The sequence below is a fragment of the Cupriavidus sp. GW821-FHT07C08 genome (assembly GCF_059419025.1).
Genome location: NZ_JBWKQZ010000010.1, coordinates 1 through 19,402 on the forward strand (window position 1 = coordinate 1; position 19,402 = coordinate 19,402).

Consider the following 19,402-nt stretch of genomic DNA (forward strand, 5'->3'; position numbering starts at 1 on the left):
TTTGCACGAAATCACCGAAATGTATCGGATCTTCCAGAAAAACGAGTAAGCCGCCGGAAGTTGTGGGTAAAGGCAAGCCCGGCGGGAGAGGGGTGGGGGAGAGGGCAGGAGCGTCCCTTGCAAGAGAGGCTATCGCGAGGCACAGGCCTACCCTCTCCCCCGGCCCCTCTCCCGCACGCGGGAGAGGGGAGCAAACCTGCAGGATCTGGAAAACGCCACTTCCACACCTAAAGTCCCGCCCCCAACCAGCCGATAACTTCCACATCCACCACCGCCGGCCCTTGCCGCGGCAGTCCCATCCATCCGGGGTCAGAGCACAATGTCTCTCTTCAGTATTGGTCTTTCCGGCCTGAACACCGCGCAGAACGCGCTGACGACGACCGGCCACAACTTTGCCAATTCGGCGACCGAAGGCTATTCGCGCCAGAACACCATCGTGGCCTCGGCCGGCGGCCAGTACACCAGCCAGGGTTTCTATGGCTTCGGCTCCAACACCACCACGGTGATCCGCGTCTATGACGAATTCCTGACCGGCCAGCTGCGTGGCGCCACCTCGGCCAGCGCATCGCTGGCGGCGTACTCGGACCAGATCGCCCAGATCGACAACCTGCTCGCCGACCAGAAGGGCGGCCTGGCGCCGCTGATGCAGAAGTTCTTCGCGGCGGTGCAGGCCGTGGCCGACACCCCCGCCGATCCGGCAGCGCGCCAGGGCATGCTGTCGGCCGGACAGGCGCTGGTGGGGCAGGTGCGCTCGGCCAGCAACTACTTCAAGCAGCTGCAAGCGGGCGTCAATGAGCAGGTCGGCACCGCCGTCACGCAGGTCAACGCGTATACCAAGCAGATTGCCAACCTGAACCAGGAAATCACCCGCCTGAAGGCTGCCTCCGGCGGCCAGCCGCCCAACGACCTGCTGGACCAGCGCGACCAGGCCGTGGCGGAGCTGACGAAGCTGGTCGGCGCCAAGGTGGTGGTGCAGGACAGCGGCACCTACAACGTCTTCGTCGGCAACGGCCAGCCGCTGGTGATGGGCAATGACGCGTACGCGCTGAAGGCGGTTGCCTCGGCGGCCGATCCCAACCGCACCGTGGTGGCCTACACCCTGCCCAACGGCAATGTGTTCGAGAGCGAGCCGGGCGCGATCACCGGCGGCTCGCTGGGCGGCCTGCTGCAGTTCCGCACCGAATCCCTGGACGCGGCGCAGAGCGCCATCGGCCGGCTGTCGCTGGCGATCGGCCAGAGCTTCAATGCGCAGCACAAGCTGGGCATCGACCTGAACGGCGCCATTGGCACCGACATGTTTGCACTGGGTGGTGCCACCGCCATCCCCAACGCCAACAACACCGTGAAAACCACGGTGGCAACGGCCAAGATCGCCAATGCCTCGGCCCTGACCACCAGCGACTACAAGCTGCAATTCGACGGCACCAACTACACGCTGACGCGCCTCTCCGACAACCAGCAGGTGGTCACGCCGGTGCCCGCCGGCGGCGCCAGCTACCCGCTGCAGTTCAGCGCCGACGGCTTCACCGTCGAGATCAATGCGGCGATGGGCACCAACGATTCGTTCACGATCCAGCCCACGCGCAATGCCGCCACCGGCTTCGACATGGCGATCAGCGACCCGGCCAGGATCGCCGCGGCATCGCCGGCACACGTCGAAGCGGGGGCCTTGAACAAGGGCAGCGGCACGGCAAGCCTGAGCAACGTCGCCCCCGGCTATTCGCTGCTGTCCGGCCCGATCACCGCCAAGTTCGACGGAACCAAGTACGTCTTCAGCGATGCCAACGGACCGCTCGCGTCCCAGCCGGCGCCCGTGTCCAACGGCAGCAATACCGACTACACCCTCAACGGCCTGACCTTCAGCTTCGGCGGCACGCCCAAGGCCGGCGACACCTTCACGCTGGTCAGCAACGCCGGCGCGGTCAAGGACAACGGCAACATGCTGGCGCTGGCCAAGCTGCAGAACGCCAAGACTATCGGCGGCGTGTCCAGCTTCAGCGAAGGCTACGCCCAGCTGGTCAACGACGTCGGCACGCGTGCCAAGTCGGTCAAGATCGCCTCGGCCTCGCAGGACAGCATCACCACGCAGATCAAGACGGCGCAGCAGTCGGTGTCCGGCGTCAACATGGACGAGGAGACCGTGTCGATGCTGCGCTTCCAGCAGCTGTACCAGGCTAATGCCCGGGTGATCCAGACGGCCGGCACGCTGTTCGACACCATCATCGGCATCGGCAGGTAAGCGGCGGCACCCACAAGCGTCAGCAGAGTCAGAAGAGGTAACCAATATGCGCGTTGCAAGCTCCACCCTGTACCAGCAAGGCCTGGCTTCGATGAACTCCCAACAGGGCTCGCTGCTGCATATCCAGCAGCAGCTCGGCACCGGCCGCAGCATCCTGACGCCGTCCGACGATCCCGTCGGCGCCACCCGCGCGCTGGGCGTGAGCCAGGCGCAGGCCGTCAACGGCCAGTACGCTACCTCGCGCAAGCAGGCCAATATCGCGCTGGCCGCGGAAGAGAACGCGCTGCAGTCCGTGACCACCATCACGCAGAACATCCAGACGCTGCTGGTCCAGGCCGGCAACGGCACCATGAGCGATGCGGACCGCGGCTCGCTGGCCACGGCGCTGGAAGGCCTGTACAACCAGCTGGCGGGACTGGCCAACTCCGACGACGGCAACGGCCAGTACCTGTTCGGCGGCACCCGCTCCGGCAGCGCGCCGTTCACGCAGAGCACGGGTCCCGGCACCTACATCGGCGACAACGGCCAGCAACTGCTGCAGGTCGATGTGGCGCGCCAGATGCCCGCCGGCAACACCGGGCGGGAAGTGTTCATGAGCGTGACCGGCGGCGCCGGCTATGTTGTCAAGGGCAATGCCAACAACACCGGCAGCGCCACGTTCGGCACGGTGTCGACCACGAACCCCAGCGATCCCAACTATGGGCTCTCGATGGAGGTCAAGTTTGCGGCCAATGCCGGCGGCCAGATGGAGTACACCATCACCGACCTGTCGGCAGGCACGACCCCCGCACCGGTCGTGAAGGGCCCCGTTGCCTACACGTCGCCAGCCCATATCGACGTCGCCGGCGTCAGCTTCAACGTGACCGGCGATCCCAAGGACGGCGACACCATGACCATGGATCCCGCCAGCAAGGCCGGCACCGACATGTTCGCCAACCTGCAGACGGTGATCGACACGCTGCGCCAGCCCACGCCAGGCAGCAGCGATCGGGCCCATCTTGGCAACGTCATCTCCACCGCCACGCGCCAGTTCTCCAACTCGCTCGACAACGTGCTGACCGTGCGCGCATCGGTGGGCTCGCGCATGAATGAACTGGATGCGCTGGACGACGTGGGGTCCAATCGCGACCTGACCTATGCGCAGACGCTGTCGGGGCTGCAGGATCTGGATTACGCGAAGGCGATCACCGAGTATTACCAGCGGCAGACAGCGCTGCAGGGGGCGCAGCAGTCGTTTATGCAGATTCAGGGGATGAATTTGTTTAAATATTTGTAAGGCGGGTGGGGCGCCCGCTATTGAGGAAGTGGCAACGAAAAAAACTTAGCTGCAAATCTGTCAAATAGATACGCGCTTTGCACCTCAAACTTGCCTGCAGCCCTTGCTGGGTAAGGGTTGCAGCTATATATTTGCCACGCCGGCTGTGCCACCTTCGCTGTGTTTGTGCGCGTGAAGATAGGCCGAATTATTCGGTCAGTGGACGCTAACTTGATGGGCGGGATAAGAGAGGCTGCTCCTTCTCTTCGCCCTGTTGACATCAATTGATAAGCTGATTGTAAAGGCATTAGAAAGAGCCGTCTGAAAAAAACTGGTTGCTACACTACGCATGCAACCAATATTCACCTACCTCGACATCCGCGACCTAGCCGAGCTGCTAGGCCTGACCTCCGCGACAGTCCGCCGGCGCCTACGACGCTGTCCGTGGACCCTTCCACCGCCGGCCTATTTGGGCCCAGATTATCCGCTCCGCTGGAGGGAAGCCGACGTTCTTCGTTGGCTGCAGGCAGAAGGAGATGAGGGCCCAGAATCCCATACGGAAATAGTTTGATGGCACGGCTTTTAGCAAGCCGACATCGCGAGAATGGCCGCCGGTATTCGATACCCACGCCTCGCTGCCCTTCCCTTAGGCTTATCGTAAATTCTGGAACCAACTTCCGCCTAGCGACGGGTGCTTCCTAGACTGCTCGACGCGCACCGCCATTTTGTTTTCAAAACGTCACAGTCGATTTATCAAGAATTTCGAGGGATGAAGCCCCATTTGTAAAGCCTTAATCGAGGGCGCTGTGAAGATATTTAAGGGGGGATCGGGTGATTAATGTTTTTATATATCAATGACTTACGATTTGATAAGTGTGTATCGAAAATTGCCTTAACAATATATACGTAATATCGTGGTAATTGAAAACATTGCTCTTGGATTTTTTCGTTAATACAATCGGACCATGACTTGACGATAGATTCGGGAGGAATCATGATCAACGCAAACACTCACGCAGGTCCAGCGGAGCTGCTGAAACTCGAATGTGACCTCGGCGGTCTGCGTAGACGGGTGGCGCCTCTATACCGTCACTATGCTGACGAGGATTTCCCGCAGTCGGCACACATCGCAATCGACTGTGAGCGCGCCATTATTACGGTTGGTTATAACCATGAGTATGGTCCCGCCGAACCGGAGGAGGTTTGTTACGGCCGAACCCGGTGGTACGAAGTGCCCGCCGAGGTAGCAGGTGCGGCGCTGGCCGACCTGTTGGAATCCTCCACGTTTCGAGCGCTGGCGGAGCGTGTATTCCACGGCATCGAAATAGTCTGGGACGGTAACGCCTACGTTGCCAAGGCTAATGCGGACGCCGAGGCGGCTGAGGAGCGCATCGAGGAAATGTTGCTGGAACTGGAGACCCGGGAACCCGTCTGGTACGTTGACGATTGGCTGTCAGCTACCGGCCCCTTGGAGTCCTATTGGCGTGACGAACCTCTGCAAAAGGCCGTCCAGGCCCTACAAGCTCAAGCTGAGAACGAGCGCGTTGTTCTAGATGGCGATATCGAGACCGCTCTGCTTGAGGCCGCGTTTGCTGCGTTCAAGGATGGCGAGAGACTCAGCGCGGTTCATGTGCGCACGCTACTGGAGCGTCGCATGATTGATGAAGCGGAGGTGGAGCAATGGCAGCAGGACGCCCGGCGACACTTGCCTGCCAAGGGCCTGCTTAAGGGCTGAATCCGACATCAACTGCGGCATCTGCTCTCGGCTGGTAACTAGCCCACCTCATCGACAGGCCTTGTCTCCTCGCCATAGTTGAACATTGGTCTCGGCGAGGGACTAGCAAGCCACCGAACGCCTTCCCCGCCGGCGTTCTGTGCACCGCCGCCCCATGCTTAACGGTTTGACGTCCCCGGGCGGACCTCGTGCCTCATGTAGCTAGCGTCGACTCTGCGGGCGTGTCCTCGGGCTCAGGTTCGCCTGGCGGCTCTTCCTCTTCCTCTGGGCCGAAGTAGCCGTCTAGGTAGTCGCCGTAGTGGATTTCTCCATTTTTCACCCCGAACCAGTCGATAGGCTCACTGTATGTGGGCGTTAGCTTGACGTTACCGAATAAGTTAAGGAGGTCGTCATCCAGGCCATCCGGAAACCAATCGATAGCTTGATGCTCGGGTGATGGCCAGCCTAATGGCCTCGAATCTTCCGTGGGCGTCTCGGTTATCGACTGTGCCCTCAAAGCTCCTTGACGTTTTAATTGTTCGAAATCGAACGCAAACGTGAAGAGAGTTAATTTGGACGGGCCAATTAGCATAGCGTAGACGGCTCCCGTATTCTCCGAGTCGTACAGGGCACAAGAGAAAAGGTTGGCAACCTCAAGATTGAGCCAGCTCAACGCTTGCTTGCCGTCGAAATTGGCGACACAGAAAACGAAAGAGCGGTCCTCACCGAGAGGGTCATAGAGATGGACGCCATTCCAGCTCTTGATGGCATCCTGGTAGAGGTCATCTTCCCGAACATATACGCACACTAGACTGTCGCTTTGGATGGTGTCGCCGAAGGCCAAAAAGACCTCCGGGTTAGCGGAGCGCTCCATGATATAAGCGATTGCTCGAGCGGAGGGAGAGTGAGTGCGTAGATACTCCCCAAGGACGAGAATATCAGCTCGAGCATCTGCAGGAAGGCAAGTAATTTCCATCTCGAGTTGACACGGCAAGGGGCCGTCCTGTTTTGTGGTCACAGTCGGTTCGCATGCGTCTAGTGAAGATTGGTTCGCATCATCGTAGGCGTTAGGGGTGAAATGGTTCATCTATTTTTTCTAAGATAAATTCATGAAGAGCCAGGATGTCCATAGATAGAACAACGCTGGATGGGTATGACCATAGGGCGGCAGCGGAGCCTAGGTCGTACAAATTGTCTAGACGAGCGTTTTATCCTCATCACGCAACGCCAGCCTTCAGAGTGAGGGTATGTAGCTGTATGTGGATAGGCTGCACAAATCTGATCATGCGCGTTTAAAAAACGTGCCTATACCCGGTTATGACCAAACCGGGAACACAACTTCTATCCGTCGGGAAAGCGGCATCGGCGCATGGCGTGGCTGTAGCCGCGTTGCGGCGCTGGCATCGTCAGGGCAGGCTGCTGTCTGCTTTGCGCACTTTAGGCGGCCATCGGCGCTATGCATCAGAGGCAGTCCGAACTGCATCGGGCGCGCCGACACCCGCAGCCGGCAAGACCATCTGCTACGCCCGGGTCTCCTCTCATGACCAGCGTGAGCAATTACTGACGCAGGCGGCCCGGCTGGAGCGGCATTGTCATGAGGCAGGATTTCCCCACGTCGAGGTCGTGACGAAGGACCGGCTGCTGCGCTTTGGCGGTGAGTTGCTATTCCAGATTTTCCGGTTCTTCGGCGTCGAGGTCGTGGTGCTCGATGCGACGGCGGATGTTTCGCGTGAGCAGCAGCTCACCGAGGACCTGGTCGAGATTCTCACCAGCCCCTATGGCTTGCGCAGCCGAACGGTCCTGAAGGCACTGGTGGGCTGATGCAGGCGACCACCCAGACCCGCTTGCGCCTGAGCGAAGAGGCGGAGACTATTCTCCTGCGCTACGGCGACCTCTAGGGCATGCTCAAGCGCAAGCTGTACGCCCGCGTGGCCGCCGGCGGCGGCAAGGCGATGACGTACAAGACCGATTTCTGCCGCACCCACACCATCCCGGCGCGTCTGTTCAATGCCTCGACTATCGGCGCAGTGAAGTACGCCGCGCGACGAGGCTGGAGCGTGCATGCTGCCGCGGCGGGCGTGGTTGCCCGCCGCGGGCAGAAGTTGTCTGAACGCTTGCCGCGCGCCGGCACGGGTGTCCGTGTTCCGGTGCGAGGGCGCCATGAAGTCCTGCGGTTACCTGTAAGGAAAGACCGCAGATCGCGACCAGGTGCCTGGGGCGAGATTCATACAGCGTACAGGAGTCTGGTGCGCGAGCAGTGGCTCGCAGCCGGTCGCGCGCCCGCGCGACCAGGCGTCAGCACCGTTGGTCGAAGCCCTCCAGCAAGGACCACCGTTCGCCTTGCGCCGTTCTGAATGTTCAGATTTGCACATCTTTAAAGTAACGGGAGTGTCGGTCTTACGGTAGAACAGCAGGCTAGGACAACCAAGTTGAGGGATGCTGTAGTACGTTTCACCAACTTTGACTCCCTCGATCGCGTAGGGAACGAAGTCGTCAATGTTCTGTATCTCGTTTGATGCCAATGGTTCAAGCCAGTGGCAGTTAGCACCCACCATCGCCACCCCTCTGAGGTATGTAAGAATTTTCCTATTAAGCTCAGGATCGGCTGATTCAATATGACGCAGGTTTCATCGACAAAGAAAGAACACGGCATCCCTCGATAGAGCGATCTCATAAAAATGAAATCCTGCTGAGGTGGGGGTCAATAAATTTACGCTTTAGCCGTCCTACTTGTAACATGCGCGCGGAGCCGGCTTGCTAACGTTTCGATCGTCGCCATCAAATTTGGGTACATTGACTTAGTGAGCAAACATTCAAGGAGAAAGGATGATCGTATATACACTCAATGTCGGGCAGGGGCAGTTTGTCGTTGTAACTGGTGACACCGAGGCCGTCATCGTCGACACGTACGTTCCACTGAACCCGGCTAACGATGTGATCAACGTCAAGGCTGCGCTGGCGAAAATACTTTCAGGGAAGAAAATCGTCGGTTTAATGGTCACAGGCTTTGACTCAGATCACTTCAACGAAGTTGGTATTAAGCTCATCCTGAACAAGTATCGCCCTGACTGGATTATGTATCCGAAGTACTTCAAGGATACGAAGACAGCGAATGCCTGCTTTGCTGCGATCAAGGCCTTCGAACAGCAGAAGACTTTCGACAAGTACTCCGTCTCCCTCGAGAAGAACGACACTCGCTTCTATAATAAGATCTCGAAAGACTTCGTTATTGAGGCCTTTTCACCTCATGCCGAAGACATGAACTCTTCGAACAATTGCTCTTTGGTCTGCAAGATCAAGGAGCGAAGTTCAGGACGAAGCTATCTCATCACTGGCGATACTGAGAATGAAAGGTGGGAATCAATCACACGCATCTTCAAAGACGCTATTGCCTCTGACATTCTTGATGCCCCACACCATGGGTCAAAGAACGGGATCTCGGCGGCCGCGATGAAACTTATCAAACCTCACACAGTTCTCATCAGCGCTGGTATCGACAATCAGTACGGTCACCCAGATCCAGAGGCAAAGGAGCTCTTTGTTGCCCACGCCAAAGGGCACTTCGCCACTTGTTGGGGCGAAGGGGGGCAGTCGCTTAAGACTGTTGCGGACAAGGATGGCATCAATACCTACAAATTCAAGCCGCAATGACAGACGCCACCCGGGTGTGCCTCGATGGCCACGTGAACGACGCCACTCGGCATCACATCACGTCTGATGTGGCTGTTTCCGCTGATAGAGGCATTTCGCTTGCACTCTCTGGTGGAGGTGTTCGTGCGTTGGTATTTCACCTCGGGGTGCTGAAGCTACTCGCCGAGCTAGGCCTAATGGAGAAGGTCGGCCACATCAGCTCCGTGTCAGGTGGTAGTCTTGCCGCCGGACTGATATTTGCCAATGCGGAGAGATGCTGGCCTAGCTCTGAGGCCTTTATAACTAAGGTCTACCCAGCCATCAAACAGAAGGTCTGCAGTCGTAGCTTAATCAGCGATGGCCTGATCCAACTTATCCGTCCATTCAACTGGCAATACTTGTTGTCGCGCGCGAACCTGGTCGGAAAGGCTCTTGAACGGCATTGGGACTTGGACTTTACTTTGCGAGAGCTCCCACTTAGCCCAACTTGGTCCATCAATGCGACGGCCGCAGAGAATGGAAAGCGCTTTCGATTCAAAGGATCCACTATTGGGGACTACGAGGGAGGTTATGCAGAAGCCGGCGACTTGCCTGTGTCGATTGCCGTCGCGGTCTCGGCCGCCTTCCCAGGGGGAATTGGTCCACTAGCGTTGCCAACTGCGGACTACCAGTGGAAAAAACGGGGGTGGGGTGAGCCGGAAAGCGCTGCCAAACCGGTTGAGCCAGAATTTAATCCGCTTCACCTGTACGACGGCGGTGTGTACGACAACCTCGGACTCGAACCGCTGTTCGATGCAGGTAAGGGGAAGCCAAAAGTTCTAGCGGGCATCGTGATAGCTTCAGACGCCGGCGCGCCTCTTGCACAGGGATTCAGTGCTGTTGCGCTCAATCCATGGCGGCTGAAACGAGTTGCAGACATCATGGCTGACCAAGCAAGGAATCTCCGGGTGCGTACCTTCGTGGAGTACTTGAAGCGTACGAATGCAGGGGCGTTCATACAAATTGACTCTCCACTTTTTGACCGTGCAACAGACAGGAATGCAGAGTTTGCCTGCACATTCCCGACGACGCTCCGCCGCTTGTCAGAGATTGAGTTCGACGGGCTGGCTGAGCACGGGTACGCAGTGGCCAAGCGGGTTTACGAAACGTACGGCCTCGGAGTTCCCGAAGGCAAGGAACATGAGACGTTAAAATGACCACGCTGCCGTGACCAGGATCTCGCGATCGTGATGATAAGAGGAAATCGAGGAAGAGGACGAGAATCTTCGCCCAGCATTCGCTAAGTCGTAGGGTTCAAAAATGCACGGAGGAAGAGATGAATCAGCCATCAAACGCTCCCAAGCCGTCGAGTAGCTGGCTTCAGAATGAGGAGGGCGACGGCATTCCGCGTCGTCCATTCGAGCGGCGGGGCTATGAACGTGCAGGGGACGGGTTTAGAAACCGTTTCTTCATTCCACCTGGAGAAGGCCATGGCGAAGAGCCCCGTGGAGGCAGGGTGTACGCTGCCATTGAGGTGCCAGAGCCGGAGAACGACTTCACGCGCAATCAGTCGAGGGAACTCGAACCGGTCTATCTCGAGTGTGTCGACACCTCTTGGTTTCACGCTCAGTCGTCAATCGAAGGTGGAGAGCTTTGGACCGAAGTCTATCGGACGGCACCGCTGTCGGTGCTGGAACTGACCACATACACCTTGCCGCCTTTTCCTGACGGTGCGCAGCCAGGGGATATTGCGTGGTTCGAATTTGGATACGAACCGACGTCTAGTCTGGAGGCCGATGCGAGGATATACACGAGCCTATTTTCGGATGGTGCAGACGTAAAGATTTCGTTTCATGAGCGTCGCCCACCGGGATGGCAGGAGAAGGGGCCGATGAGTTCGCAGGGTTGGATTGCCCTGGCGCTCGCCACGCGCCCTTCGCCACAACACTCGCAAGATTTCTTCAGGGCGCGTCTTGCCAGTCTTTCTGTCGCCGGTGGTGTTGCCTTCTACGATGTTGGTCAGGGCGCATGCCAGGCCGCAGTCGACTCGGCCATGCATCTCCCCCAGCTGTACGTGGACTTTGGAGGTGGCGTCCTCGCCAATCGGAAGACTTTTCCCGATGACTTCGCGGGCTTCTGCTTCACTGCGGAGCCAATGGTGGTCCTCTCCCACTGGGATTGGGACCACTGGTCCTCAGCGCTGCGACATCCGGAAGCACTTGATACCCCTTGGCTAACTCCACCTGTTCCGATGACGCCCATTCAGCTGGCCTTTGCCGCTGAACTGTATGCTCACGGTACACTGCACATCTGGGATCACACATGGCCGGCTACTGTCACAGAGGGTCCAGTGACGATAGAGCGCTGTACTGGACGTACTGCTAACGACTCAGGCTTGGCGGTGACTTTGCGTCCCAAGCGAAACAGCACGAGAAATTGCCTTCTCCCGGGCGATGCGGCTTATGTCTACATCCCATCGGTTGTCGCAGGAGACTCCTTCAGCATGCTCTGTATGACACACCATGGAGGTCGATTGCATTCCGCCACATACCCAAGGCCGAAGCGGCGCGCATCCTCCGTCCTCTCTGCAGGACCTCGCAACTCCTATCGCCATCCGATGTTCGACACGATCGCAGCTCATCTTGAAAATGGATGGGGATTCCCGACAGGAACAGCAGTGTCTGGGCAGCGCCCATGCCATGTTTTGGTTCCATGGGGGGCGCGGCCTCACATATTTCGGGGCGGCTGTCATGGTGAGGTGTGTGCAACAGCTGTTGCTGCTATCGCTCCCGGGCACAGCGAAGTAACAGCATTCGCTCACGCTGTGTCATCGAAAGCGAAGCGGATTCTGGTCACGATGTGAACCGTCACTGAGACGCGGTGCAAATCTGCAACTGGCGTAAAGCGGATGTTGGTCCTAAGCATGGTCGCCGACAACCTCGTGCGCATGCGTTCCCTGGGACAGATCCGTCCGCAGTTGCAGTAATCAGGCAAAGAAAGCCGGAAATGGGCGCCCAACAGCCGAAAAACTCGATTCAGGGGCGCGCAGCTTCCGGATTGTGAAATTGAGCAGTGATCACCTGCACAGGCGGAACGCATACCGTTTGCAGCGGGGGGAACTTCAGCGGCCTGCTAGCCGAGCTGCTGGGTCTTACCCCTGTGACAGTCCGCCGGCGCCTGCGATCCCGCCCCTGGACCCTACCGCCGCCGGTCTATTTGGGCTCGGGCTTTCCGCTCCGCTGGCGGGAAGCCGACTTTGTCCGCTGGCTGCAGACAGAAGGGGAAGGGTGCCCCTGAATCTGGCTATTGTCGCTCTGAAAGATGGCCGGGAAGATGCCCCCTCTGCATGAACAGCCATATGTTCGCCAAGCGGTTGCGATCAGGGGAGGGAAATGCCGGGCTGTATTCAGATACATATGGGCATTTTCCGCTTATATTTGCAAACGCGACACACGCGATCCCTTCCAACCCCACCAATACCAATTGAACGCAGACAAGTCAGATGATGAGTATCTGGATCCGCATCCTGAGCAGCCAATCGAGCTTGGTCCCCACGGGCGCGGGGTTGGTAGATGGGTTCCGGATGTGAAGCACCTTTACCTCACCCAGTATCTTCATGCCACGCGCAAAGCCCAGGCGAAGTTCAAGCAGCGTGTACTGATCGACCCATTCTGCGACCCCGGTCGCATTCAAGGGGGGCGAAACCTTCACCCGCGTTGGGTTCTGTCGCAGCCCCCGTCAATCAGTAGCATCCGGTGCACCTTTCACACGTGTCCTGGTCGGCGACATGGATGCCGAGCGATTGCAGGCAAATCAATTGCGACTTGTTGCCGCCGGCGCTGCCGTGCAAGGTTTTGTCGGACCTGCAACGGAGACGGTAGCTGCTCGATTGGGGAAGGTGCGGAAGAAACCACTGATTCCGGTGGCCTGTACTCGTCGATTCTGATTCGCCTGGTGAGACCCGGAACAGGCAGAATCTGAGAGCATTCCCCCGCACGATTCCGCGATTTCCTTTCGCGGTCGCTTGATCGCGCCCGATGGTCGAGCACGCTGGCAAAACCACATGTCTCACACCTAGGCGTATTAAGCGAAGTACACGATGTCGTAGCGCGTACTGCCATCGCAAGCTCGAACCGGACGGAAGGAACGTAGAAGATTGTTGAACTGATGCGCCGACGCGAAAGTGTCGGCCTATAGTTCCTCGTATGACAACGCGCACGTACGGTCGTTTCTGGCTGACATCTCACCGGATTACACAATATCTCGGATAACGCTGATTATTGTATAGGGATATTCCTAACCTTTCGGTTTCCTCGCGGTGCCCGTTCTCCTCTCGAATGGTTGGTCAGGAATGAAAGGATGGGGGTGCGCGTCTGCATGTTTGCAAGCCTAAAGTTCGAACGCAGAAGTCCGTAATATCAAGACTCAGCGATTGAGATGGGGCGGAGCATGCAGTACGTCTTTAACTTGGCGTCTCCGCTATTCCAGCAGCTTCAGTCTGGAAGAAAAGCGTTAGAGCGTTCCCGCAGGGCGGACGTGTCCGGAATACCTTCAGGGAGAAAGTAATCCTTAACTTTGAGGGAGTTCATCGTTCGCCGACACGCATTCATGGGCATCTGCAGGCCTGCCTTTCCGTTCACCGTAATCGCTGATGCGGGGATCGAGGAGGCCACAAACATCTTCACTTTGGCGCGACACCACTCTTCGTTGGCGTCGGAGACAAGTAAATCCCTATCACGATGCAGAATCGTGGGCTTGGAGGAGATGGCGATTTGCTCCGGTGATGAAATTGGTGTTGGCAACTCGGAACTCATGGCTACAGAGGGAGCGGCGGCCAATGCAATAGCGAAAATTATGAACATAAGAGGCATAGGTCAACGTATTTAAGTTGTGTGAGGTTAATGTAGCAATGTTTTTTAAATTTTCCTTCCTTTTGGATAATGTCTTTCGAAGCCACAGTGCGCGGAAGTGGGCTGTACTAATCATAGGGGCCATCATCACGTTTTTGTTTTTGGTATCGAATAGCAAGGCGGTGTCGTATAGCAAGCCGGCATGGTGCGATAATGCTAAAACGAATACAGAAATAATGATTTGCGGTGACAGCAACCTGTCGACACTCGATAAGGTAATGGTCGAACTGTTCGATCGCGTTAAGGGGAGCACACGAGCGGAGGCAGGTCAGCGTGATTGGCGTAATCTTGTTCGTAACCAGTGCAAGGACGTAGCTTGCCTGACCTCAGCGTACCAGCAGCGAATCCGGGAGCTCAAAGAAGGACGCGACGCCGACTTATCGGCTTCGCCTCTTTTGAGCTTTGCGATTCCTCAGTCGGAGCCTGGTGCTCGAGTTTCGTACGCTGGCTATAACGACCGCACGGTCTCCTGGTTAAGGGCTTCAAAGGTCCTTGAGCAGGCCTATACACTGACCAGCAGCGTGGTGGGCGTGCGACAGTCACTTAGGGTGGTGGCAAAGCCTTGTGGCCAGAACAGTGCCTTTTACATTGACCAGCAAGATGTCGTGGTCATTTGTTATGAGCTAGTTGAAAATCTATGGGACTTTGTGCGCCAGGAGGCTGTCCAAGAGGGGATCACGATGGAGCAGGCTGAGGCCCGTGTAAGGGGCGCATTGCTATTCGTAGTTCTTCATGAACTCGGGCACGCGACATTACACCATGAGCGGTATGATAGCTCGCTGGGTCCTCGCGAGCCGGCAGCGGACAATTTTGCTAGTACCCTTCTGTTGCGCAGTACGGCCACGTCAGTAGAACAACTTCGGTCCGTGATGTGGGGAGTTAGGACGCTGCTTGCGGCATTCACGGCGTGGGGCCTCGATAGTTCCGATACTAGCTATTCTGACGAGCACAACAGCTCGTTGCAGCGTTACTCGAACTTCGGCTGCCTCGTTGGGGGTAAATATCCCGAGCTGATTCCAGCCCTACTCGAACAGAAGATCCTTTCTCCACAAAGGGCTCAGGGCTGTCGGGATACCTGGATTCGTGCAAACAACGCAATTCGCGATCTTGCTAGCAGGTCGATATTGAACAGCACTGCTGCAAAGTAGGCTAGCGGGTTGAGCGTTACTTTAATGATGTGCAAATCTGACCCAATAAGATAGCCGCGCAAGCCCCGTCTCTTCAGCGCGGGGTAAGCGGCTTAGGACCTATGATTGGGAAGGCTAAAACCGAGTCTTAGACTCGGTATGTTAGCCACCTCTCATACCTCGACCGTCACCCGTGTCCTGCGCTTACGCATCAAGGACAAACACGCCGCCTGGCTTCGTGCGCAGGCGCGGGAGGTGAACTTCGTGTGGAATTTTATCAATGAGCTATCGGGACGCGTTTTCGAGCGCGAGCGGCGGTTTATCGGGGCCTACGAGTTGCAGAAGTACACCGACGGAGCGACCAAGGCGGGTCTGGCCTTGCATAGTCACACAGTTCAGGAGGTTGGGCAGGAGTACTGTCGTCGCCGAAAGCAATTCAAGAAGGTCAAGTTGCGTTGGCGCGCCAGTGGCGGCGCTCGCCGCAGCCTGGGCTGGGTTCCGTTCAAGACCGGGGCGCTGAAGTACGGGTACGGCCAGGTGCGCTTCAACGGCCGCTGGTTGTCGCTGTGGGATAGCTACGGTTTGTCGGGATACGACCTACGGGCAGGCAACTTCAGTGAAGACGCGCGCGGGCGCTGGTATCTGAATGTGACCGTCAAGGTCGAGAAGGCGCCTCGGTCAGAAGGGCGGGCGTCGGTCGGCATCGACCTCGGGCTGAAAGACTTTGCCGCGACTAGCGACGGACAGGTGCTCGAGGCCCAGCGCTTCTATCGTCGGTATGAAGACGCGATCGGCAAGGCTCAGCGGGCACGCAAGACGAAGCGCGTTGCGGCGCTTCACGCAAAAGTCAGAAATTGCAGAAGGGACTTTCTGCACAAGCAATTCCATTTGTCCTTGATGCTGCGCAGGCGGTTGGACAGTGCCGGTGGATGTATGTGAACTCAACTGCGACGCCCTCACAGCACCGGGGAGGAAGTGGCTGCGCGGTCCAGGAGGGACGGGATTCCTGTATGTACGCCGAGAATTCCTCAAGCGCCTTCGTCCCCGTACAGTCGACCATTTTTCTGCCCCTTGGAATGGGGCAGAGTACCAGGCAAGGAAGGATGCGCGCCTATTTGAAACCTCTGAATCATCGGTGGCGCTGCGCCTCGGGTTGAGGACTGCGATCCGTGAAGCGCTTGCGATCAGTATGGAGGCCATACAAGACCGCGTGACGTCGTTAGCAGATGAGTTGCGATCCTCTTTGGCGGACGTGAATCGTGTGCGAATTCTTGACCTCGGCCGAGAGCGATCCGGCCTGGTTTCATTCTGTGTGGACGGCATAGCCGCAGCCGCGGTGCAGGAGCGTCTACAAGATATGGGACAAGTAGTTGCTGTGAATGGGACAGCCTTCACGCCATTGGACATGCTGGCGCGCGGCCTCCCAGCGATTGTTCGGGCGTCACCGCATATTTGCACGACCGACGATGAGGTGATGAAGTTCGTCGAGGCTGTACGACGCTGCGCCGCCAGCTAAGGTGATGCACGAGCAGGGGCCTGCTACCGGCCGCGCGTCTCCGCGTCAAGGCGTCGGCATCGTTGGCTGAGGCCCTTTGGCTTCGCCCTCCAGCAAGGACTACCGTCCGCCTTACGACACCCTGAATGGTCAGATTTGCGGGGATTCCTTTTGCAAGAGAGAATGTCTGCCCACAACATCGGACCACGCGAGCCCCGCTTGGTATCGACGGTAGAACCTCTGGACCTCGAGCACTCGCCCTGCTCATCCCTTCGCTATACGAATTTTTAGAGAAGGGGATAAGGCATGTATGAAGTACGGATTAGCGACGACTATGTACCCGATAATTTGAAGGAGGCGCTTGAGGCGGCTAACGCGATTTCCTGTTCGATGGACCTCGAAGAAATTTCGTGGATTCGCGAAATAGAGATTGACGAAGTACTGGAAGATGGGAGTGTCCATCCGGGTGGCTATTTTGAGGAACCCTGGCGTTTGCTGTTTTTAGGTGGACGCTGGGTTGTCATAACTATTACGCATGGCACGGGACTGACGGAAGAGGATAGAAAGCTGCTTTTTCAGAGCTTTACTAGGACCCTTCATGCAATTCATAGGAAAGGTGTCGTAAAGTTGCGCCTCATATCCTCGCAAACACCGCCGTCAGCATGGCCGTATTATCAATTTGAATGGCCTCAACCAGGTGAGGATTACGCTGAAGCCTTCGTACCAGACTGGATGTATCCCTCATGTCGGGTTTCCAGCAGTATGTGTTTAGGCTGCGCGAACCTGATCATGCGCGTTTAAAGAGCATGCCTATACCCGGTTATGAACAAACCGGGAACTCAACTTCTATCGATCGGCGAGGCGGCAGCGGCGCTTGGCGTGGCTGTCGCCACGTTGCGGCGCTGGCATCGCCAGGGCCGCCTGCTGCCTGCTCTCCGTACTTTAGGCGGCCATCGGCGTTACGCCTCGAAGACGGTCCGAAGCGCATCGTGCGCGCAATTACCTGCAGCCGGCAAGGCCATCTGCTATGCCCGCGTCTCGTCTCATGACCAGCGCGAGCAGCTACTAACGCAAGCTACCCGCCTGGAGCAGTATTGTCATGCAGCAGGATTCGCCCACGTCGAGGTCGTGACGGACCTGGGCAGCGGGCTGAATTATCGGAAGAAGGGCCTGCAGCGCATTCTGGTTGACATCCTGCGGGGGCGCGTCGGCCGCCTCGTCATCGTGACGAAAGACCGGCTGTTGCGCTTTGGCAGTGACCTGCTGTTCCAGATTTGCCAGTTCTTTGGCGTCGAGGTCGTGGTGCTCGATGCGACTGCGGATGTTTCCCGTGAGCAGCAGCTCACCGAGGACCTGGTCGAGATTTTCACCGTCTTCTCGTCGCGCCTCTATGGGTCGCGCAGCCGGAAGAATCTGAAGGCGGTGGCGGGCTGATGCAGGCGACCACCCAGACCCGCCTGCACCTGAGCGAAGAAGCGCAGGCTATCCTCCAGCGCTACGGCGAGCTCTATGGCATGCTCAAGCGCAAGCTGTACGCCCGCGTGGCCGCCGGCGGTGGCAAGGCGATGGCGTACAAGACCGAATTCTGTCGCACCTACGCCATCCCTGCACGCCTGTTCAACGCTCTGGCGTGCGATGTTCAGGGGCAAATAGACGGGACGCGGGAATTGCTCAAAGACCGACGTAAGGACTTGACAAAGGCGCTGGCGCGCCAGAGAAAGCAGCTCACCACGCGTCAGGAGCGGCTGGCCGAAGTCGCCCGCGACCGACTCCGCATGGCACCGGCACGTCTGCAGAAGCTCAAGCGGCAAGCCCATGCCAATACCGTGGCCGTAGCGCGCCTGGAGTCGAAGCTCAAAACAGTGGAAGCGCGCCTCGCGGCGAACGTGCCCGGCATCTGTTTTGGCACTGGCAAGCTGTTCCGGCAGCAGTTTCACCTGGCGTTGACTTCCAATGGGGACCGGGAGGGCTGGAAGGAGGCGTGGCGCCACGCCCGCTCGCACCAGGTATTCTTTCTGGGCTCCAAGGGCGAGACGGCAGGCAACCAGCTCTGCCAGTTGCTGCCGGCCGAGAATGGCCAGTTCCGCCTCAAGATCCGCCTGCCCGATCGCCTGCTCGCCGAGGGCGAGGACAAGTACCTGATTATCGAAGACGTGGACTTCGCTTACGACCGGGCTGCCATCGAACGTGCGCTCGCCGAGAACGTTGCCCTGAGCTGGCGGCTGCATCGGGACGAGCGCGGGTGGCGGGCGTTCGTCGCCTTCAACCACCCAGCGGCGGAGCGCTCCACGCTGGCGGTCGAGCACGGCGCCATCGGCGTCGACTTCAATGTCGACCACCTGGCGGTGACCGAGACTGACCTGTACGGCAACATGCTCCGCACCCTGCGCTTGCCGCTGCTGCGAGAGGATGCCACCTCTGGGCAGCGCGAGGCGGTGCTGTCTGACGCCTTGAGCCAGGCCGTCCGATTGGCCCGGGACGCCAGAAAACCGCTGGTGGCCGAGGACCTGGACTTCAGTGCCAAGAAGAAGGCACTGGGCCAGGCAAGTCCCAAGGCCGCCCGCATGCTTTCGGGCCTGCTCTATGCCAAATACCGACAACAGCTCGCGGCCAAATGCCACCGGGCTGGGGTCGAACTGATCTTGATTCATCCAGCCTACACGTCGACCATCGGGGCCGTGAAGTACGCCGCGCGACGGGGCTGGAGCGTGCATGCTGCCGCAGCTGGCGTAATTGCCCGCCGCGGGCAGAAGTTGTCTGAACGCTTGCCGCGCGCCGGCACGGGTGTCCGTGTTCCGGTGCGAGGGCGCCATGAAGTCCTGCGGTTACCTGTAAGGAAAGACCGCAGATCGCGACAAGGTGCTTGGGGGGAGATTCACACAGCGTACAGGAGTCTGGTGCGCGAGCAATGGCTCGCAGCCGGTCGCGCATCTGCGCGTCCAGGCGTCAGCACCGTTGGCCGAAGCCCTCCGGCTTCGCCCTCCAGCGAGGACCACCGTCAGCCTTGCGCCATTCTGAATGTTCAGATTTGCACATCTTTAAAGTGACGGTCA

General features: G+C 58.3%; 15 protein-coding genes and 1 pseudogene. 13 read left to right on the forward strand and 3 right to left on the reverse strand.

The annotated features are described in order from the left end of the window. The first annotated feature begins 319 nt into the window (after positions 1–319). The 3 genes from flgK to AC07UK_RS14875 all read left to right on the forward strand — a co-directional run bounded on the left by flgK (position 320) and on the right by AC07UK_RS14875 (position 5,229). Entirely contained in the window at positions 320–2,239 is a 1,920-nt protein-coding gene (gene flgK / locus AC07UK_RS14865; RefSeq protein WP_436224338.1) for a flagellar hook-associated protein FlgK, read from the forward strand. Between the two features lie 46 nt (positions 2,240–2,285). Further along, the gene (flgL, locus tag AC07UK_RS14870; RefSeq protein WP_436224337.1) at positions 2,286–3,515 is read left to right on the forward strand and encodes a flagellar hook-associated protein FlgL; all 1,230 of its coding nucleotides are present in this window, start codon (positions 2,286–2,288) and stop codon (positions 3,513–3,515) included. 973 nt (positions 3,516–4,488) lie between these two features. After that, entirely contained in the window at positions 4,489–5,229 is a 741-nt protein-coding gene (locus AC07UK_RS14875) for a hypothetical protein (RefSeq protein ID WP_494687411.1), read from the forward strand. A gap of 193 nt (positions 5,230–5,422) precedes the next feature. Here the strand turns inward: AC07UK_RS14875 and AC07UK_RS14880 are convergent, their stop codons facing one another. Next, on the reverse strand, positions 5,423–6,295 hold the full coding sequence (locus AC07UK_RS14880; RefSeq protein WP_494687410.1) for a hypothetical protein: 873 nt from the start codon (positions 6,293–6,295) through the stop codon (positions 5,423–5,425). A 230-nt stretch (positions 6,296–6,525) separates the two neighbouring features. Here AC07UK_RS14880 and AC07UK_RS14885 point away from each other — a divergent pair, with 230 nt between their 5' ends. Both AC07UK_RS14885 and AC07UK_RS14890 read left to right on the forward strand, forming a co-directional pair. Beyond that, positions 6,526–7,029, forward strand: a complete 504-nt coding sequence (locus tag AC07UK_RS14885; RefSeq protein WP_494687409.1) for an IS607 family transposase — start codon at positions 6,526–6,528, stop codon at positions 7,027–7,029. Between the two features lie 80 nt (positions 7,030–7,109). Beyond that, positions 7,110–7,562: a hypothetical protein gene (locus AC07UK_RS14890; RefSeq protein ID WP_494687416.1), complete on the forward strand. Its 453-nt coding sequence runs from the start codon at positions 7,110–7,112 to the stop codon at positions 7,560–7,562. A 36-nt stretch (positions 7,563–7,598) separates the two neighbouring features. On the opposite strand, the pseudogene AC07UK_RS14895 reads toward AC07UK_RS14890, so the two are convergent. Then, positions 7,599–7,745: pseudogene (locus tag AC07UK_RS14895) on the reverse strand (thiamine pyridinylase); the annotation flags it as partial. A gap of 289 nt (positions 7,746–8,034) precedes the next feature. Here AC07UK_RS14895 and AC07UK_RS14900 point away from each other — a divergent pair. Both AC07UK_RS14900 and AC07UK_RS14905 read left to right on the forward strand, forming a co-directional pair. Further along, the gene (locus AC07UK_RS14900) at positions 8,035–8,859 is read left to right on the forward strand and encodes a ComEC/Rec2 family competence protein (protein ID WP_494687408.1); all 825 of its coding nucleotides are present in this window, start codon (positions 8,035–8,037) and stop codon (positions 8,857–8,859) included. Between the two features lie 32 nt (positions 8,860–8,891). Further along, positions 8,892–10,034 (forward strand): patatin-like phospholipase family protein, encoded by a 1,143-nt coding sequence (locus AC07UK_RS14905; protein ID WP_494687407.1) that lies wholly within the window; start codon positions 8,892–8,894, stop codon positions 10,032–10,034. A gap of 3,276 nt (positions 10,035–13,310) precedes the next feature. Here the strand turns inward: AC07UK_RS14905 and AC07UK_RS14910 are convergent. Continuing rightward, complete coding sequence (locus AC07UK_RS14910; RefSeq protein ID WP_494687406.1) at positions 13,311–13,631, reverse strand: hypothetical protein; 321 nt, start codon at positions 13,629–13,631, stop codon at positions 13,311–13,313. A gap of 95 nt (positions 13,632–13,726) precedes the next feature. Between AC07UK_RS14910 and AC07UK_RS14915 the strand changes: the two genes are divergently transcribed. From AC07UK_RS14915 to AC07UK_RS14940, 6 genes are all read left to right on the forward strand, one after another. Further along, positions 13,727–14,875 carry a DUF4344 domain-containing metallopeptidase gene (locus AC07UK_RS14915; RefSeq protein WP_494687405.1) on the forward strand — a complete coding sequence of 383 codons (1,149 nt, stop codon included), beginning with the start codon at positions 13,727–13,729 and terminating at the stop codon, positions 14,873–14,875. Positions 14,876–15,013: 138 nt separating this feature from the next. After that, positions 15,014–15,793 carry an RNA-guided endonuclease InsQ/TnpB family protein gene (locus AC07UK_RS14920; protein ID WP_494687404.1) on the forward strand — a complete coding sequence of 260 codons (780 nt, stop codon included), beginning with the start codon at positions 15,014–15,016 and terminating at the stop codon, positions 15,791–15,793. Then, entirely contained in the window at positions 15,780–16,370 is a 591-nt protein-coding gene (locus AC07UK_RS14925) for an aminotransferase class V-fold PLP-dependent enzyme (protein WP_494693876.1), read from the forward strand. The genes AC07UK_RS14920 and AC07UK_RS14925 overlap by 14 nt, the downstream gene beginning before the upstream one ends. Positions 16,371–16,655: 285 nt before the next feature. Further along, the gene (locus AC07UK_RS14930) at positions 16,656–17,150 is read left to right on the forward strand and encodes a hypothetical protein (protein ID WP_494687402.1); all 495 of its coding nucleotides are present in this window, start codon (positions 16,656–16,658) and stop codon (positions 17,148–17,150) included. Between the two features lie 21 nt (positions 17,151–17,171). Further along, entirely contained in the window at positions 17,172–17,783 is a 612-nt protein-coding gene (locus AC07UK_RS14935; RefSeq protein ID WP_494687401.1) for an IS607 family transposase, read from the forward strand. Next, the gene (locus AC07UK_RS14940; protein WP_494687400.1) at positions 17,783–19,396 is read left to right on the forward strand and encodes an IS200/IS605 family accessory protein TnpB-related protein; all 1,614 of its coding nucleotides are present in this window, start codon (positions 17,783–17,785) and stop codon (positions 19,394–19,396) included. Before AC07UK_RS14935 ends, AC07UK_RS14940 begins: the two co-directional genes overlap by 1 nt. The last annotated feature ends 6 nt before the right edge of the window (positions 19,397–19,402 follow it).

Coding starts and splice junctions, on each gene's coding strand:
- flgL (WP_436224337.1), top strand. CDS start 2,286: ATGCGCGTTGCAAGCTCCACCCTGTACCAGCAAGGCCTGGCTTCGATG.
- AC07UK_RS14890 (WP_494687416.1), top strand. CDS start 7,110: ATGCTCAAGCGCAAGCTGTACGCCCGCGTGGCCGCCGGCGGCGGCAAG.
- AC07UK_RS14920 (WP_494687404.1), top strand. CDS start 15,014: ATGTTAGCCACCTCTCATACCTCGACCGTCACCCGTGTCCTGCGCTTA.
- AC07UK_RS14915 (WP_494687405.1), top strand. CDS start 13,727: ATGTTTTTTAAATTTTCCTTCCTTTTGGATAATGTCTTTCGAAGCCAC.
- AC07UK_RS14910 (WP_494687406.1), bottom strand. CDS start 13,631: ATGAGTTCCGAGTTGCCAACACCAATTTCATCACCGGAGCAAATCGCC.
- flgK (WP_436224338.1), top strand. CDS start 320: ATGTCTCTCTTCAGTATTGGTCTTTCCGGCCTGAACACCGCGCAGAAC.
- AC07UK_RS14900 (WP_494687408.1), top strand. CDS start 8,035: ATGATCGTATATACACTCAATGTCGGGCAGGGGCAGTTTGTCGTTGTA.
- AC07UK_RS14875 (WP_494687411.1), top strand. CDS start 4,489: ATGATCAACGCAAACACTCACGCAGGTCCAGCGGAGCTGCTGAAACTC.
- AC07UK_RS14935 (WP_494687401.1), top strand. CDS start 17,172: ATGAACAAACCGGGAACTCAACTTCTATCGATCGGCGAGGCGGCAGCG.
- AC07UK_RS14880 (WP_494687410.1), bottom strand. CDS start 6,295: ATGAACCATTTCACCCCTAACGCCTACGATGATGCGAACCAATCTTCA.
- AC07UK_RS14930 (WP_494687402.1), top strand. CDS start 16,656: ATGTATGAAGTACGGATTAGCGACGACTATGTACCCGATAATTTGAAG.
- AC07UK_RS14940 (WP_494687400.1), top strand. CDS start 17,783: ATGCAGGCGACCACCCAGACCCGCCTGCACCTGAGCGAAGAAGCGCAG.
- AC07UK_RS14885 (WP_494687409.1), top strand. CDS start 6,526: ATGACCAAACCGGGAACACAACTTCTATCCGTCGGGAAAGCGGCATCG.